Here is a 16391-nt window from a genome sequence, read left to right on the forward strand (position 1 = left end):
CCGTGGTTGTCCGAGCGGCGCGCGCCAGCGCACAGCGAGTTCCACGGCGCACCCCGCAACCGCACCGACGCAGGTTTTCCCCGTAGCGCAGCGCAGGGGTCGCAGACTGTGGGTCGCCTTTCTTTTGGGTACTTTTCTTTGGCGAAGCAAAGCACAAGTACCTCGCCCGCCGGGGCGACATCCCGGCCTCCGCCCTCAAACCAGGCACACAGTCAGATCAACACACAAACCCAGGCGCCTACAAGCGCAGCCCGAACGAGCAAAAGCTACAGAGCCACAAAAACCATAGCGGCCGGCACTTGCCACACAAGCGCCGGTCGCCAAAAACACTCAAAGCCGACTTCAAGCCGCCAGGATCAGCTTCTCCAGCTTCACCGCATCCGCCGCAAACGCCCGGATGCCTTCCGCCAGTTTCTCCGTCGCCATGGCATCTTCATTGAGCGCAAACCGGAACCCCGCCTCGTCATAGTTCACCGCGGGCAGGTCCAGCCCCTTCGCTGCGTCCGCATCGAGCGCGCGCTGCAGCGGCGCATCGCTGGCCGCCAGCTGGGCCAGCAGGTCGGGCGCGATGGTGAGCAGGTCGCAACCCGCCAGCGCCGTGATCTGGCCCACGTTGCGAAAGCTCGCGCCCATCACCTCGGTGGCGATGCCGAAGTGCTTGTAGTGGTTGTAGATCTGCGTGACCGACTGCACGCCCGGGTCGTTGGCCCCCGCACGCGCGGCCTCGTCCCAGCTGGCGCCGGCCTGCTTCTTGTACCAGTCGTAGATGCGGCCCACGAACGGCGAGATCAGCTGCACCTTGGCCTGGCCGCAGGCCACGGCCTGGGCGAACGAGAACAGCAGCGTGAGGTTGGTATGGATGCCCTTGCGCTCGAGCTGCTCGGCGGCCTGGATGCCTTCCCAGGTCGAGGCGATCTTGATGAGCACCCGGTCGATGTGGATGCCTTCGGCCTGGTACAGCTCGATGATGCGCTCGGCGCGCGCGACGGTGGCGCCGGTGTCGAAGCTCAGGCGCGCATCCACCTCGGTGGAGACGCGGCCCGGAATCGTGGCCAGGATCTCGCGGCCGAAGCGCACCAGCAGGCGGTCGATGATTTCATGAATCGGCCGGCCCCGGAACTGCGCCACGGTGTCCTGCAGCAGCGGTGCGTACTCCGGCTTTTGCACGGCCTTCAGGATCAGCGAGGGGTTGGTGGTCGCATCCTGGGGCTGGAACTGCGCCAGTTGCTTGAAGTCGCCGGTGTCGGCAACCACGGTGGTGAACTGTTTGAGGGCGTCGAGTTGGTTCGTCATGGTGTCATTATTCCGCATTGGCCAGGGCGCCATCGGTACTACCAACCACCGATACGCCGTGGGTGCCCAGGCTCAGCAACACGTCCTCGCCCACGGCGAGCACGTCGTCCAGGTCGGACGACACCACGAAGATGCCGCCCAGCGCCGTCTCGAAGGTGTATTCGTGCACTGCCCCCAGGTAGGCCGACTTGGCGAGCCGCGCCGGCAACAGGCCATCGCCCTGGCGGTGGATGCGCCAGGCCTCGGGGCGCACCGCCACCTTCACCGAACCGCCGTGCACCGCCATGCGCGGGCGCAGCGCCAGCGGCCCGAGCAAGACCGAGCCATCGGCTTGCGCAGTAGCCGGGAACAACATCGCCTCGCCCATGAAGCCCGCCACGAATTCGCTGTGCGGCGTTTCGTACAGCGCGCGCGGCGAGCCCTTCTGCGCAATCAGCCCCTGGTTCATCACGATGATCTGGTCGCTCACGGCCATGGCCTCGGCCTGGTCGTGGGTGACATACGCCACCGTGAGCGACAGGCGCTGCTGCAGCGCGCGGATTTCCTCGCGCATCTCGCGGCGCAGACGGGCGTCCAGGTTGGACAGGGGTTCGTCGAACAGCAGCACCTCGGGCTCCAGCACCAGCGCGCGCGCCAGGGCCACGCGCTGCTGCTGGCCACCCGACAGCTCGCTGGGCAGGCGGTCGTCATAGCCCACCAGGCCCACGCCACGCAGGGCCTCCACGGCCTTGGCGCGGGCCACGTCCTTGGAGAACCCCGACATGCGCAGGCCGTACATCACGTTCTCGGCCACGTTCATGTGCGGGAATAGCGCATAGCTCTGGAACATCATGCTCACATTGCGCTGCGCGGGGCCGAGCGTGGTCACGTCCTTGCCGCCGATGAGGATCTCGCCCGCGGTGGGCGACTCCAGCCCCGCGATCATGCGCAAGGTGGTGGTCTTGCCGCAGCCCGAGGGCCCCAGGATGGTGGTGAGCGTGCCGCGCGGCACCTCAAAGCTGATGCCTTTGACCGCCAGGCCCGCGGACGGGTCGCTGCCGTAGCGTTTGGTGATGTTGCGGAACACGATGCCCGCATCGCTGTTGTTCATGGCGTATCTTCTTTTTGAAAGGTGTCAGTGCGCGGCGGCGGGTGCCGTGCGTGCAGCGCCCCGGCGGCCCAGCTTGCGCTCGCCGACGAGCAGTTGGATCAGGCCGATGGAGGCGGACATGAGCAGGATGAGCACCGTGCAGTACGCGAGTGCCACGCCATAGTCGCCATTGCCCACGCGGCCGATGATGTAGGTGGTGGCCAGCTCGTTTTCGGCCGTGACCAGGAAGATCACCGCGCTCACCGTGGTGATGGCGCGCACGAAGCTGTACACCAGCGCCGCGACCAGCGCGGGCTTGAGCAGCGGCAGCACCACGTGGCGCAGCGTCTGCACGCTGCCCGCGCGCAGCATGACGGAGGCCTCGTCCAGCGAGCGGTCCAGCTGCTTGAAGGCCGCCGTGCCCGCCCGCACGCCCACCGGCAGGTTGCGGAACATGAAGCACAGCACGATGATGAGCGCCGTGCCCGTGAGCTCGAACGGCGGCACGTTGAACGCCAGGATGTAGCTCACGCCCAGCACCGTGCCCGGGATGGCGAAGGCCAGCAGCGCCGCGAACTCGAACGCGCCCTGCCCCCGGAACTCGGTGCGCGCCAGCAGCCAGGCGATGCCGATGCCCAGCGTGGCCGTGAGCGGCGCCGAGATGGCCGCGAGCTTGACGGTGGTGAAGAAGGAGTTCCACGCCGTGCCCGCCCACACCACGCCGAACTGGCCCCACTCCACGCTGAACGCGGTGCGAAAGTGCGCCAGCGTGATGGTGTAGTCGCGCCCCCAGGTCTGCACGAAGCCGCCGGCCAGCGCGAACAGGTAGACGATGAGCGTGAAGGCCATCCACGGCAGCGCGATGGAATGCACCACGCGGCGCACGCCGGCGGGCAGCGGCATGGCGATGCCCGCGTCGCCCTTGCCCGACACGGTGGTGAAGTTCTGCTTGCCCAGCAGGCCGCGCTGGATGGCGAACACGGTGAGCGCGAAGAACGTGAGGATCCAGGCCAGCGACGCCGCACGCCCCTGGTCGTACTGCGCGCCCACGATGGCGAAGAAGATCTCGGTGGAGAGCACCGAGAACTGCCCGCCCACCACGATGGGGTTGCCGAAGTCGGCCATGCTTTCGATGAAGCCCACCAGGAATGCGTTGGCCAGGCCGGGCTTGAGCAGCGGCAGGGTCACGGTCATGAAGGTGCGGTGCGGGCTGGCGCGCAGGGTCTGCGCGGCCTCCTCCAGGCTGGGCGCCACGCCCTGCACCACGCCGCGCATGATCATGAAGGCGATGGGCGTGAAGGCAAAAGTCTGCGCCACCCACACGCCGAGCCAGCCATAGAACCAGCGCGACGGGGTGATGCCGAACGCGTATTCGAGAAACTGGTTGAACACCCCCGCGCGGCCGAACAGCAGGATGAGGCCCAGCCCCACCACGAACGGCGGCGTGATGATGGGCAGCAGCGCCACGATGTTGAGCGGCCGCGCGGTGCGGCGCGAGGCGCGCTCGGCCATCAGCGCCATGAAGGTGCCCAAGAGCGTGGTGCTGGTGGCCGTCATCAGGCCCAGGAACAGCGTGTTCCAGGCCACGCCGCAGCGCTGGCCACCGGCGAGGCACGCGAGGCCGAAGTTGCGCTCGTGCGCGATGCGCTCCCACACCACGGCCAGCGAGAACGGCCCGTCTTCGAGGAAGAACGCGGCCGACAGCGCCTTGAGCACCGGGAACACGATGAACAGCGCCAGCAGGCTGCCGCAGGTGAGCACGGCCGCCGCCACGAACAGGTCGCCCTTGAAGAACCCACGCCGCGCGACGCCAAATGCCAGCAGCACCAGCAGCGCAGAGAGCACCACGAACCCGCCCCAGCCCATGCCGGGCTGGCGCGCGCCCAGCTCGCCCAGGGTGGTGTTCATCCACTCAAAGGCCCAGCCGCGTGCGCCAATCGCAAAACCGCTGAGCAACAGCGCCAGCAACCCCAGCGCGCCCCCTGCGGCCAGCACCGCACCCTGGGTGCGGCCGGCGGGAAGGCAGGCGCCCAGCCCGGCCACGGCCAAGCCGACCAGGCCCAGCCAGAGCCACGACCGGCCAAACAGCGCCGCCTGCATCAGCCCGTTGGCCGCCTGCTCGCTGCTGAAGACCTGTCCCACCGCGAGCAGGCCGTTGGCATCCTGCTGCGCATACCAGGGAAATGCCAGATAGCCCAGCACGCCCACGACCCACCAGACCCATAGGGGCCGGTTGACCGAGGCGCTTCGCGCTGAGGTTCGAAAAGTTGCGTGCGCCGCCGCGGCTGCTGCCGACACCACCATCCCTCAGCGCGCAGCGTTCTGCACGTCTTTTTCCCAGCGCGCGATCAGGCGGCGGCGCTCGGCGCTCGCGCCGTACTTGGCGTAGTCGTAGTTGATGAGCTTCATCTTGGCCGGGTCGGTCATGCGCGGGTCCTTGGGCACCTGCGTGTTGCTGGGCAGCTGGAACTGCTTGGCCGCCAGGCCGAACTGCTGCCCCCCGGGCGTGAGCGCCCATTCGTAGAACTTCTTGGCCGCCTCGGTGTTCGGGCCGTTCTTGACGATGCTCATCGAGCCCACCTCGGCGCCCGTCCCTTCCGAGGGCGTGATGGACCCGACGGGAAAGCCGTTGACCGCCTCGGTGGTCACGTCGTGCACGAAGCTGATGGAGACCGTGGTCTCGCCCCGCGCCGCGGCCTTGACCGGCGCAGTGCCCGAGCGCGTGTAGGTGCTCACGTTGGGGTGCAGGGCCTTGAGGTACTCGAACGCCTTTTCCTCGCCCATGATCTGCACCAGCGTGGCGATCATGGTGTAGGCCGTGCCGCTGGAGGCCGGGTTGGCCATCTGCACCTCGCCCTTGAACTCGGGCTTGAGCAGGTCGGCCCACGACTGCGGCGGGTTGAGCTTGCGCTTGGCCAGCAGCTCCTTGTTGTAGCCAAAGCCCAGCGGGCCCAGGTACACGCCCACGGTGCGGTATTTGGAATCGGTGGCCTGCTTCTGCGCCCAGGGGTAGAGCTGAGCGAGCTGCGGCGATTTGTATTCGAGCGTGAGGCCCTGCTCGGCCGCCTGCAGGTGCGGGTCGCCCGTGCCGCCGAACCAGATGTCTGTCTTGGGGTTGGCCTTCTCGGCATTGAGCTGGGCCAGCGCCTCGCCCGATCCCTTGGCCGTCATGTTGACCTTGGTGCCGGTGGTCTTGGCGTACACCGTGGACATCAGGTTGCACCACTCGGCCTGCACCGAACAGATGATGTTGACCTGGCCCTGGGCCCAGCTGCCGCAGGCCGCGGTCGCAAGGGCCGCTCCGGCCAGCAGGTTCTTCAGCAGAGGTTTGCGCATGAAAGGCTCCTAGGTATCGGGATTACGTGATGCAAGGATGCTATTGCCGCGGCCCTGGCCGGGTCAGGGGGGAACCCCGCAGGCATGGTGCAAGCAGGATGAAAGGCAGGGCCAGCCCCCCTCCCCGTGGCGTTTGGAACCAAGTTACATTAGGCGAACATGCGGCACCGCCATCCCCGGCGGCGCCGCCGACCACGAGCCCGCCCATGCCCGCCCTGTCTTGCTCCCCGTCGATGCGCCGCCTTGGCCCGCCCGGCTGCCGGCGCCACTGACACGCCTTCACCGACATGCTCGACCGCATCACCGCCTCCCTGCCCTCGCTGGCCCCCGCCGAACAGCGGGTGGCCAAGCTGGTGCTCACCGACCCCCGCGCGTTCGCACGGCTGCCCGTGCGCGAGCTGGCCGAGCGCGCCCACGTGAGCAAGCCCACGGTGGTGCGCTTTTGCCGCAGCATGGGCTATGACGGGCTGGCCGATTTCAAGCTCAAGCTCGCGGGCAGCGTGAGCGAGGGCGTGCCCTTCATCCACCGCAGCGTGGATGCGGATGACAAGACGGGCGACGTGCTGGTGAAGGTCGTCGACAACGCGGTGGCCGCCTTCCTGCAGTACCGCAACGCGGCCAGCACCGTGGCCATCGAACGCGCGGCCGAGGCGATTGCCGCGACCTGGAAGACGGGCAAGCGCATCGAGTTCTACGGCGTGGGCAATTCGGGCATCGTTGCGCAGGACGCGCAGCACAAGTTCTTCCGCCTGGGCGTCACCTCCATCGCCAGCAGCGACGGCCACATGCAGGTGATGAGCGCCACCTTGCTGGGCCCGGGCGACTGCGCGGTGATCATCTCCAACTCGGGCCGCACGCGCGACCTGATGGACGCGGCGGACATCGCGCGCAGGAACGGCGCGACCACCATCGTCATCACGGCCAGCGGCTCGCCCCTGGCCAGCACCTGCCAGATCCACCTGGCCGCCGACCACCCCGAGGGCTACGACCGCTACAGCCCGATGGTGTCGCGCCTGATGCACCTGCTGATCATCGACGTGTTGGCGACCTGCGTGGCGCTGCGCATCGGCAGCTCGCTGCAGCCCATCCTGCAGCAGATGAAGGAAAACCTCCGCGCCAAGCGCTACGCGTAGGCGCCCTGCCGCCCGCAGGATCCGCCACCCTCGGGACATCGGCCCCTGCGTGCCCAGAACCGCCGACCACCGCCGGCCCGGCGGCGCCGACGGCACACCCTCTGCCGGCCGGTGCCCGGATGGCTGCCCCTACAGCGGCGTGCACATGGCCGAACAGCCCGGAGTGCCATCACAGACCTCCCCGCCGTTGACGACCCCGTCACCACAGTACCCGCCCGTCAGGCTCAACGGCGCCGTGCAGGAGGCGTTGCAGGCCATGCAGGAAGCGCTGCCATAGGGGCAGCTGGTCTCCGTCACGTTGTTGCCGTCGTCGCAGACCTCGGCGCCGTTGCGTATGCCGTCGCCGCAGAAGGCGCCCGTGAGGCTCAGCGTCGCCGTGCAGGTGGCGTTGCACCTCATGCAGGTGGCGGTGCCGTCCGGACAGCTGGTTTCCGTCACGTTGTTGCCGTCGTCGCAGACCTCGGCGCCGTTGCGTATGCCGTCGCCGCAGAAGGCGCCCGTGAGGTTCAGCGTCGCCGTGCAGGTGGCGTTGCATGCCTGGCAGGTGGCCGTGCCGTCCGGGCAGCTGGTCTCCGTCACGTTGTTGCCGTCGTCGCAGACCTCGGCGCCGTTGCGAGCGCCGTCGCCACAAAACTGGCCGGTCAGGCTCAGCGTTGCCGTGCAGGTGGCGTTGCAGGTGGTGCAGGACACGGTGCCATAGGGACAGCTGGTCTCCGTGACGGCATTGCCGTCATCGCAGACCTCGGCGCCGGTGCGCACCCCGTCGCCGCAGACGTTGGCAGCCGCCACCTCGACCGTCGCCACGCCCCACCCTCCGGGGGTCAGCCGGTTGTGCGCGCGGTACTCGAAGCGGTAGGTGCCGGGGAGCGTGGGCGGCCCCACGGTGAATCCACCATCCGCCGCCACCGTCAGCGAGTTGCCCGCGAACGCGACCACCCCGCCCGCCGGCGTGTTGGAGACCGCGCCTTGCACGCGGAACTCGCGGACCTGCAACGGCGGGGAACCAGGCGCATCGTTGGACAGCAGGCCCGGTGCGGGCACGGACAGCGGGGCACCCACGGTGGCGGCGAACGGCCCATCGTCCAGCGGCGCGCCGTCCCGCACGCCGAGGTCCAGGTCATAGCGCAGCTGCAGGGTGCTGCCTTCCAGCCGCGCGTAGACGGCCGCGATCTGGTGCGGGCCGGTGGTGGAAGCCGTCGCCACGGGCGGCGTACCGCCCCAGTCCGACGGCGACCCGTCGCGCACGATCGCGGCCCAGGCCAGGCTCACCACGAGCAACAGGCACAAGGTGGCACCGGTGGCCGCGTAGCGGCGAACGCGGGCAAAGCGGTAAGTGGCAAAGACCAGCGCACAGGCCACCAGCAGCAGGCCGGCCCCACCCAGTGCGGGCACGGCCACGGCAGCTGCCGCCGCCGCGGCCAGATGGATCGGCGAACCGCCGCTGCCATCAGCCGACAACAGGGCGCTGGGCGGCGCGCTGCCGTCGGTGGTGCTGGCGACGAATCCTAGCCGCACGCCGGACGCCGCCGCACTCACCAGTTGCGCATAACTTTCGACAACGTCCGTGTGCATGCCGGCGGCAGCGACACCCAGAGGCCAGTGCAAGGGCGCGCTGGGCACGAAGCTGGGGTCGGCCACCAGCACTCCGCTCTGGCAGACCTCTCGCGCGACATCCCCCACCGGCTCGGCCGCCAGCAGGTCGATGCGGGTGATGGCAGCCTGCTCCACGCCCCCGAAGGCCCCGCCCGGAGTGGCGACGGTACAGCCGGTCGCGGGGTTGTTGTCGCTGTCGATCAGCGTGCGGATCTCCGTGGCGGCATGGGCGGGCACTGCATGCGCCAGGGAGGCAACGGCCAGCACAGCAACCACGGCATGGAGAAGTCCCCGGCCGCCGCGCAACCAGGGCGACCGCCAGAGCACGGTCAATTGTTGGAAAACAATGCGGCGCGCAGAGCGCAGGCGCGTCGCAAGCATGAGAGCGAGCATGGATTCAGAAAAGAAAGGGGTGGACGAGGCCGGATTCCCCAAAGGGACGCGGTAGCGATCCGGCTCTGCAACATCTGGTAATAAGACATCATACGAACCACTTGCCAACCCACCAAGCGCAATTTGGCAAGCGCGGAGCCCGCAGCCACCGACGCCTGGTGCGCACCGCCGGGGCGACCGCGGGTGCCGCCCACGGGTCGCTGCGGGGCCCAGGCCCCGGCAGCCGGCGTCGGGGGTGTTCCATGGCGCCAAGCCAGGTACTCCCGGCAAGGCGCACACCAGCCAGTTTGACAGCCAGACAGGCCCTCAGCGCTTTCCCATCAAGCGCAAGCAGCTATAAATTCAGGAGCAAACTCTCAGATCCGCCCCTCTTCCACCGCATGGCAGGCGATCCGGATGCCGCCAATGCTGAGCAGCTGGGGCCGTTCGGCGCGGCAGCGGTCGTTCACGTGCGGGCAGCGCGGATTGAAGGCGCAGCCGGGGGGCGGGTTCAGCGGGTTGGGCACCTCGCCCTGCACCGGCGTGCGCGCCTTGCCGGTGTCGTGCATCTTGGGGATGGCATCGAGCAGCATGCGCGTGTAGGGGTGGCGTGGCGTATCGAACAGCGTGTGCTTGTCGGCCAGTTCCACCAGGCGGCCCAGGTACATCACGCCGACCTGGTCGCTCACGTGGCGCACCACGGCCAGGTTGTGGCTGATGAACAGGTACGTGAGCTGCCGCTCGCGCTGCAGGTCCTTCATGATGTTGAGCACCTGCGCCTGCACCGACACGTCGAGCGCCGAGGTGGGCTCGTCGCACACCAGGAACTCGGGCTCGGTGGCCAGGGCGCGCGCGATGGAGATGCGCTGGCGCTGGCCGCCGGAGAACTGGTGCGGGTACTTGACCATGTCCAGCGGGGACAGGCCCACGGACTTGAGCAGCTCGCCCACGCGGGCCTTGAGCTCGACCTTGTCGGTGATGAGGCCGTGCTCGCGCAGCGGCTCGCCGATGATGTCCTCGACCAGCCAGCGCGGGTTCAGGCTGGCATAGGGGTCCTGGAAGATCATCTGGATGCGCCGGCGCATGGCCTGGGCATCGTTGCCCTTGAAGGCGGCGTGCGCGTCCTGGCCGTCGAAGGTGAGGCCGCCGCGTGTCGGCTCGTACAGGCCCACCAGCAAACGGGCCACCGTGCTCTTGCCGCAGCCCGATTCGCCCACCAGGGCGAGTGTCTTGCCCCGTTCGATCTCGAAGCTCACGCCGTCGACCGCATGCAGCAGCGTGCGGGGCTTGCGCTCGATGACGCGGTTGAGCCAGGGGGCGGAGACATCGAAAGTCTTGGCCAGATCGTGCGCCTGCACGAGGGGCCGGCCTTGGGCGGCGACGGGGGCCTTGCCTGCGGCGGCGGTGGTGGCGGTGGTCGTAGTGCTCATGCGGCCACCTCGGCGTTTTTCGTCGTGGCGCCGGCGTGCAGCCAGCAGGCGGCGCGGGTGGAGCCCGCATCCATCAGGTCGGGACGTTCGGTCATGCAGCGGTCAAAGGTCTTGGGGCAGCGCGGGTTGTAGGCACAGCCCTTGGGGATGGCATTCAAGCGGGGCATGGCCCCGTCGATCTGGTTCAGGCGCTCGCGGTCCACCGCCATGTCGGGGATGGAGGCCATCAGGCCGCTGGTGTAGGGGTGCGATGGCTTGTTGATGACGTCGTGCACGGGGCCGATCTCGGCCACGCGGCCGGCATACAGCACGGCCACGCGGTCGCAGGTCTCGGCGATCACGCCCATGTCATGGGTGATCAGCATCACGGCGGCGCCGCGCGATTTGCAGATGTTTTTCAGCAGCGTGATGATCTGCGCCTGGATGGACACGTCGAGCGCCGTGGTGGGCTCGTCGGCCACGATGAGCTTGGGCTCGGCCGCCAGGGCCAGGGCGATCACCACGCGCTGGCGCATGCCGCCGGAGAACTGGTGCGGGTAGTGGTCGATGCGCTCCGCCGCCGCCGGAATGCCGGTGTCCTGCAGCAGCGCGATGGCGCGCTGGCGGGCCTCGGCGGGCGTGACCGGCAGGTGGGCCAGGATGGTCTCGGTGAGCTGGCGGCCCACGGTGTACAGCGGGTTCAGCGAGGTCAGCGGGTCCTGGAAGATGGCGCCGATCCGGCGGCCGCGGATGTGGCGCATTTCCTCGTTGCTGAGGTTGTCGATGCGCTGGCCCTCCAGCAGGATCTGGCCGGATGCCACGCGGCCCGGAGGCTCCAGCAGGCCGATGATGGCAGCGCCGGTGAGCGACTTGCCCGCGCCTGATTCACCCACCACACCCAGGATCTCGCCGGGTGCAATGGAGAAGGAAATGTCGTCCAGGGCGCGCAGGGTACCGCGGCGGCCCGGGAATTCGACAACGAGGTTTTTGACTTCTAGAAGGCTCATGGGGATATCGCTTTTCTTGTTCTTGTTCAGCGCAGGCGCGGATTGAGGGCATCACGCAACCAGTCGCCCAATAGATTCACGGAAAGAGCAATCAGCACCAGCATGGCACCGGGGAACACGGTGATCCACCATTCGCCCGAGAACAGGTAGTCGTTGCCGATGCGGATCAGCGTGCCCAGCGACGGCGATGTGGGCGGCGCGCCCACGCCCAGGAAGGACAGCGTGGCCTCGGTGATGATGGCGGTGGCGACCTGGATGGTGGCCAGCACGAGCACCGGGCCCATCACATTGGGCAGCACGTGCTTGCGCATGATGCGCAGCGACGAGACGCCCGTCACGCGCGCGGCCTGCACGTACTCCTTGTTGCGCTCCACCAGCGTGGAGCCGCGCACGGTGCGTGCGTACTGCACCCAGCCCGTCAGCGAGATCGAGATGATGAGCACGCCAAAGGCCAGCGACTCGTGCGCGTTGGGAAACAGCGCGCGGCCCACACCGGCAATCAGCAGGGCGACCAGGATGGCCGGAAACGACAGCATCACGTCGCACAGGCGCATGAGCACCGCGTCGATCCAGCCGCCGCGAAATCCCGCCAGCAGGCCAAACGCCACGCCCACCACCACCGAGAGCAGCACCGACGCGATGCCCACGACGAGGGAGATGCGCGCGCCGTAGATCAGCGCGGAAAGGATGTCGCGGCCCTGGTCATCGGTGCCCAGCGGGTATTTCATGGAGCCTTCGGCGCTCCAGGCCGGGGGCAGCCGCGCATCGCTGAGTTCGAGCGTGGCCAGGTCAAACGGGTTGTGGGGCGCGACCCATCCGGCGAACACCGAACAGAACACGCAGACCAGCGCGATCGCTGCGGCCAGCATGGCCACCGGCGATGTGCGGAAGCTGTAGCCAACATCGCTGTCGAGCCAGCGGGCAAGGGTAGTTTTCATTGTGGGAACCAGTAAACAGGCACCACCGCCAGGCCCGGGTAGCGGCCTCGCGGTGGTGTGGACTTTCAAAAGAACCGGTTGTCGTTTCTCTTGATTCTTTTGCGACGATCTAGGTACGAAATCTTCTGACCGCTTACTTGCCGATGGTCATCCACTTGAAGTACATGAAGTTGTCGGCCATCTGCACGAGTTTCACGTTCTTGTTCACGCCCCAGGCCAGCGCCTGCTGGTGCAGCGGCAGGTGGCCGATGTCGGCGCTGTGCAGGTCGAAGGCTTCCTTGATCATCGCGTCGCGCTTGGCCTTGTCGGTCTCGACCAGCACCTTCTTCGTCAGTTCATCGAGCTTGGGGTTGCAATAGGCGCCCAGGTTGAACTGGCCGGCACCGCCCTTGTCGTCCGGGCAGATCATGAGCGCGTTGAGCGCGTTGTGCGCGTCGTAGGTCGTGGGCGTCCAGCCCAGCATGTAGAAGCTGGTGTCGCGGCGCAGCACCTTGGGGAAGTAGGTACCCTTGGTCTCGGCCTGCAGGTTGATCTTGACGTTGATGCGCGAGAGGTTGGCGGCCACGGTCTGGCAGATGCGGCCGTCGTTCACGTAGCGGTCGTTCGGGCAGTTCATGGACACTTCGAAGCCATTGGGGTAGCCGGCTTCCACCATCAGCTTCTTGGCGGCTTCGACGTCGTACGGCAGGCGCTTGGTCTCGGGCTGGAAGCCGTTGATGCCAGGGCCCACCATCAGCGCGGAAGGGTTGGAGGCGCCGCGCATCACGGTCTTCTTGATGCCGTCGATGTCGATGGCCTGGTAGAAGGCCTGGCGGACGCGCTTGTCCTTGAAGGGGTTCTTGCCCTTCACGTTGGAGTACAGCAGCTCGTCGCGCTTCTGGTCCATGCCCAGGAAGATGGTGCGCAGCTCGGGGCCGGTCACCGCACGCGTGTTGGGGCTGTTGTTGACACGGTCGATGTCCTGCACCGGCACGGGCTCCATCACATCCACTTCGCCCGACAGCAGCGCCGCCACGCGCGTGGCATCGTTGGCGATGGGCGTGAACACCACTTCGGTCACGTTGCCCTCGATCTTGCCCCAGTAGGAGCCGTTGCGCACGAACACCGAGCGCACGTTGGGCTGGCGCTCGCGCAGGCGGAAGGGGCCTGTGCCGTTGGCGCGGAACGAGGCAGCGTTCTCGATGCCCTTGCGGCGGTCGACGGGCATCACGGCCTGGTTGGTCTCGCACCACTTCTTGCTCATGATGTAGGAGGTCGTGATCACGTCGGGCAGGATGGGCTGCGGCGCCATGGTTTCGATCTCGACAGTGTGATCGTCGATCTTGCGCACCTGCTTGATGTCGCTGTTGGTGGCCTTCATGTCCGAGCCCTCGCCCTTCATGCGGCCAAAGCTGAACACCACGTCGTCTGCCGTGAAGGGGGTGCCGTCATGGAATTGCACGCCCTTGCGCAGCTCGAACCGCCACACGGTGGGTGCGGTTTGCTTCCAGGCCGTGGCCAGCGCCGGCGCCAGGCTCAGGTCCTTGTTGCGGCCGACCAGCGGTTCGTACACGTTGCTGGTCACGCTCAGCTGGAGCGATTCGTTGAGCGAGTGCGGATCCATGGAGAGCGCATCGCCCTGGTTGGCAATTCGGATGGTCTGCGCATTGGCGACCATGCTGGTTGCGGCCATCGCGGCAAACAGTGCGGCAAGGGCGGCTTTTTTCTGGAATTTCATGGAAATCTCCTCGTAGTGAAAAGGGGTGCGAAAGGTGGTGGATCCAGGGATTGGATGCTGGCGTTGCGCGACGGGGACGCAGCCCTCAGGGCACCGCCAGGGGCATGGACTGCTCGATCAGGCTCGCATGCAATGCAGAGCCCAGCGGCAGGATGTCGTCGTTGAAGTCGTAGCGGCTGTTGTGCAGCGCACTGCCGCTGGCGCCGGTACCCTGGCCGATGCGCAGGTAGGCGCCCGGGCGGGTCTGGAGCATGAAGGCAAAGTCCTCAGCGCCCATGCTGGGCTCCAGGTCGCGCACCACGTGGTCCGCGCCCAGCAGGGATTCGGCCACGTCGCCCGCGAAGACGGCCTCGCTCTCGCTGTTGATCGTGGCCGGGTAGATGCGCTCGTAGTGCACCGTGGCATTGGCCCCAAAGCCCAGAGCAATCGCGTTGCACAGTTCCTTGAGGCGCTTTTCCACCATCTCCTGCACCACGGGGTCGAACGTGCGCACGGTGCCCACCAGGGTGGCGGAGCCGGGCAGCACGCTGAAGGCGCCCAGATCGCCTGCCTGCGCGGCGCAGATGCTGACCACGGCACTTTCGATGGGGCGCACGTTGCGCGACACGATGCTCTGCGCCGCCGTGATGATGTGCGCGGCCACCACCAGCACGTCCACCGTCTGGTAGGCATGCGCGCCGTGGCCGCCGCGCCCCGTGATCTCGATGGTGAATCGGTCGGCCGCCGCCATCATGGGGCCCGGGTTGATGCCCACGGTGCCGGGCTTCATGGCCGGCCAGTTGTGCATGGCATAGATGGACTGCACCGGGAACCGGTCGAACAGGCCGTCTTCCATCATCACGCGGGCGCCCGCCAAGCCCTCCTCGCCTGGCTGGAACACGAGCACGGCCGTGCCGTCGAAATTGCGGGTCTCGGCCAGGTAGCGCGCCGCGCCCACCAGCATGGCGGTGTGGCCGTCGTGGCCACAGCCGTGCATGAGGCCGGGCTTGCACGACTTCCAGGAGAAGTCGTTGTGCTCTGCCAAAGGCAGTGCATCCATGTCGGCACGCAGGCCCACCATGGAGCCGCTGGAGGTGCTGCGGCCGCGGATCACCGCAACGATGCCCGTGCGGCCGATGCCGTCGTGGATCTCGTCCACGCCGCACACCTTGAGCGCCTCTTTCACGCGGTTGCCTGTATAGATTTCTTCAAAGCCCAGCTCGGGATGGGCGTGCAGATCGCGGCGCAGGGCGGTCAGCTCCGGATGGAACTGCGCGATGTGCGCAAACGCCCGGCCACCCGCTTTGTATCGGAGCGACTGCATGTCAGACGCCCGGAAAGCTCGTGCAGCGCCAGCAGCCGGCAAAACCGGCGCGGCCCAGGCCAGTGCTGCCGCGCAAGGGCCGCCCCGCCGCGCTGGGAGCATCCCCCCTCCGGGGGGATGGCGCGAAGCGACTCAGGGGGGAGCTCATTCAATGGCCTCCTGCCTTGCCCACGCGCAGACGGGGGTCCACCGCGAAGTACAGCAGATCCACCACCAGGTTGATCACCACGAAGATCAGCGCGATCAGGCAGAGGTACGCCGCCATCACAGGAATGTCCGCAAAGGTCACGGCCTGGATGAACAGCAGGCCCATGCCGGGCCACTGGAACACGGTCTCGGTGATGATCGCAAACGCGATCAGGCCGCCCAGTTGCAGGCCGGTGATGGTCATCACGGGCACCAGCGTGTTCTTGAGCGCGTGCCCAAAATGGATGGCGCGATTGGACAGGCCCCGGGCTCGCGCGAACTTGATGTAGTCCGTGCGCAGCACCTCCAGCATCTCCGCGCGCACCAGCCGCATGATCAGCGTGAGCTGGAAGATGGCCAGCGTGATGGCGGGTAGCGTGATGTGGTGCCAGCCCTTGGCCTTGAGCAGGCCGGTGCTCCACCATCCCAGCTGCACCACTTCCCCGCGGCCAAAGCTCGGGAACCAGCCCAGGGTCACCGCAAACACCAGGATCAGCAGGATGCCGATCAGGAAGGTGGGCAGCGACACGCCGAGCAGCGAAAGCGTCATGAACATCTGGCTGGTGAAGGTGCCGCGCTTGAGCGCCGCATACACGCCCATGGGCACGCCGATCACCAGCGCCAGCACCGCGGCGACCAGCGCCAGCTCCAGCGTGGCGGGGAAACGCTCGGCAATGAGGCGCGAGACCTTGGCACCCTGGCGCAGGCTCAGGCCGAATTCGCCTTGCGCCGCATTCACGAGAAAGTGCCAGAACTGCACGAAGAAGGGTTTGTCCAGGCCGAGGGAGGCACGCAGCTCCCGGATCTGTTCAGGGGTGGCATCCTGTCCGAGCAGAAACACCACGGGATCTCCCACGTACTGGAACAGCATGAAGGAGATGAAGGCCACCGTGACCATGACAATCACAGCCTGTATCAGGCGGCGCAATATAAAGGCAAGCATCGGGAAGTCGAGTGAGTGTTCGATAAAAGCACCGCGGCCACTTTTGATGGCAGGGGCACTGACTGGCAATACGTCGTCGTCAAACTGAATCA

At 67.3% G+C, this 16391-nt stretch carries 12 protein-coding genes; 1 reads left to right on the forward strand and 11 read right to left on the reverse strand.

Annotated elements, in window-relative coordinates; all coding sequences use genetic code 11:
• Window positions 1-342: 342 nt before the first annotated feature.
• From tal to AC07OC_RS24915, 4 genes are read right to left on the reverse strand one after another with little or no spacing between them, the layout of a single operon-like run.
• Window positions 343-1293, reverse strand: a complete 951-nt coding sequence (gene tal, locus AC07OC_RS24900) for a transaldolase (RefSeq protein WP_218340421.1) — start codon at window positions 1291-1293, stop codon at window positions 343-345.
• 7 nt (window positions 1294-1300) lie between these two features.
• Complete coding sequence (locus tag AC07OC_RS24905) at window positions 1301-2383, reverse strand: ABC transporter ATP-binding protein (RefSeq protein ID WP_218293331.1); 1083 nt, start codon at window positions 2381-2383, stop codon at window positions 1301-1303.
• 24 nt (window positions 2384-2407) lie between these two features.
• Entirely contained in the window at window positions 2408-4666 is a 2259-nt protein-coding gene (locus tag AC07OC_RS24910) for an ABC transporter permease (RefSeq protein ID WP_218340422.1), read from the reverse strand.
• 3 nt (window positions 4667-4669) lie between these two features.
• Window positions 4670-5698 carry an ABC transporter substrate-binding protein gene (locus AC07OC_RS24915; protein ID WP_218340423.1) on the reverse strand — a complete coding sequence of 343 codons (1029 nt, stop codon included), beginning with the start codon at window positions 5696-5698 and terminating at the stop codon, window positions 4670-4672.
• A gap of 287 nt (window positions 5699-5985) precedes the next feature.
• Between AC07OC_RS24915 and AC07OC_RS24920 the strand changes: the two genes are divergently transcribed.
• Window positions 5986-6831: a MurR/RpiR family transcriptional regulator gene (locus AC07OC_RS24920; protein ID WP_218293328.1), complete on the forward strand. Its 846-nt coding sequence runs from the start codon at window positions 5986-5988 to the stop codon at window positions 6829-6831.
• Between the two features lie 129 nt (window positions 6832-6960).
• Here AC07OC_RS24920 and AC07OC_RS24925 read toward each other — a convergent pair whose 3' ends face one another.
• The 7 genes from AC07OC_RS24925 to AC07OC_RS24955 all read right to left on the reverse strand — a co-directional run bounded on the left by AC07OC_RS24925 (window position 6961) and on the right by AC07OC_RS24955 (window position 16299).
• Window positions 6961-8817, reverse strand: coding sequence for a hypothetical protein (locus AC07OC_RS24925; RefSeq protein ID WP_218293327.1), 1857 nt, complete (start codon window positions 8815-8817; stop codon window positions 6961-6963).
• Between the two features lie 356 nt (window positions 8818-9173).
• A complete protein-coding gene (locus tag AC07OC_RS24930) occupies window positions 9174-10226 on the reverse strand; it encodes an ABC transporter ATP-binding protein (protein WP_218293326.1) in 1053 nt (350 codons plus the stop codon).
• Window positions 10223-11212, reverse strand: coding sequence for an ABC transporter ATP-binding protein (locus AC07OC_RS24935; RefSeq protein WP_218340424.1), 990 nt, complete (start codon window positions 11210-11212; stop codon window positions 10223-10225). The genes AC07OC_RS24930 and AC07OC_RS24935 overlap by 4 nt, the downstream gene beginning before the upstream one ends.
• Before the next feature lie 26 nt (window positions 11213-11238).
• A complete protein-coding gene (locus AC07OC_RS24940) occupies window positions 11239-12150 on the reverse strand; it encodes an ABC transporter permease (RefSeq protein ID WP_218293324.1) in 912 nt (303 codons plus the stop codon).
• Between the two features lie 133 nt (window positions 12151-12283).
• Window positions 12284-13867, reverse strand: coding sequence for an ABC transporter substrate-binding protein (locus tag AC07OC_RS24945; protein ID WP_218293323.1), 1584 nt, complete (start codon window positions 13865-13867; stop codon window positions 12284-12286).
• A gap of 85 nt (window positions 13868-13952) precedes the next feature.
• The gene (locus tag AC07OC_RS24950) at window positions 13953-15170 is read right to left on the reverse strand and encodes a M20 aminoacylase family protein (protein WP_218293322.1); all 1218 of its coding nucleotides are present in this window, start codon (window positions 15168-15170) and stop codon (window positions 13953-13955) included.
• Window positions 15171-15318: 148 nt separating this feature from the next.
• The gene (locus AC07OC_RS24955) at window positions 15319-16299 is read right to left on the reverse strand and encodes an ABC transporter permease (protein WP_218293321.1); all 981 of its coding nucleotides are present in this window, start codon (window positions 16297-16299) and stop codon (window positions 15319-15321) included.
• Between the last annotated feature and the right edge of the window lie 92 nt (window positions 16300-16391).

It is taken from the genome of Acidovorax sp. GW821-FHT10E04, assembly GCF_059415185.1.

Bases quoted from the DNA above. Each gene is read 5' to 3' on its own strand.
- tal (WP_218340421.1), bottom strand. From the start codon at position 1,293: ATGACGAACCAACTCGACGCCCTCAAACAGTTCACCACCGTGGTTGCC.
- AC07OC_RS24950 (WP_218293322.1), bottom strand. From the start codon at position 15,170: ATGCAGTCGCTCCGATACAAAGCGGGTGGCCGGGCGTTTGCGCACATC.
- AC07OC_RS24910 (WP_218340422.1), bottom strand. From the start codon at position 4,666: ATGGTGGTGTCGGCAGCAGCCGCGGCGGCGCACGCAACTTTTCGAACC.
- AC07OC_RS24940 (WP_218293324.1), bottom strand. From the start codon at position 12,150: ATGAAAACTACCCTTGCCCGCTGGCTCGACAGCGATGTTGGCTACAGC.
- AC07OC_RS24930 (WP_218293326.1), bottom strand. From the start codon at position 10,226: ATGAGCACTACGACCACCGCCACCACCGCCGCCGCAGGCAAGGCCCCC.
- AC07OC_RS24945 (WP_218293323.1), bottom strand. From the start codon at position 13,867: ATGAAATTCCAGAAAAAAGCCGCCCTTGCCGCACTGTTTGCCGCGATG.
- AC07OC_RS24955 (WP_218293321.1), bottom strand. From the start codon at position 16,299: ATGCTTGCCTTTATATTGCGCCGCCTGATACAGGCTGTGATTGTCATG.
- AC07OC_RS24935 (WP_218340424.1), bottom strand. From the start codon at position 11,212: ATGAGCCTTCTAGAAGTCAAAAACCTCGTTGTCGAATTCCCGGGCCGC.
- AC07OC_RS24925 (WP_218293327.1), bottom strand. From the start codon at position 8,817: ATGCTCGCTCTCATGCTTGCGACGCGCCTGCGCTCTGCGCGCCGCATT.
- AC07OC_RS24905 (WP_218293331.1), bottom strand. From the start codon at position 2,383: ATGAACAACAGCGATGCGGGCATCGTGTTCCGCAACATCACCAAACGC.
- AC07OC_RS24915 (WP_218340423.1), bottom strand. From the start codon at position 5,698: ATGCGCAAACCTCTGCTGAAGAACCTGCTGGCCGGAGCGGCCCTTGCG.
- AC07OC_RS24920 (WP_218293328.1), top strand. From the start codon at position 5,986: ATGCTCGACCGCATCACCGCCTCCCTGCCCTCGCTGGCCCCCGCCGAA.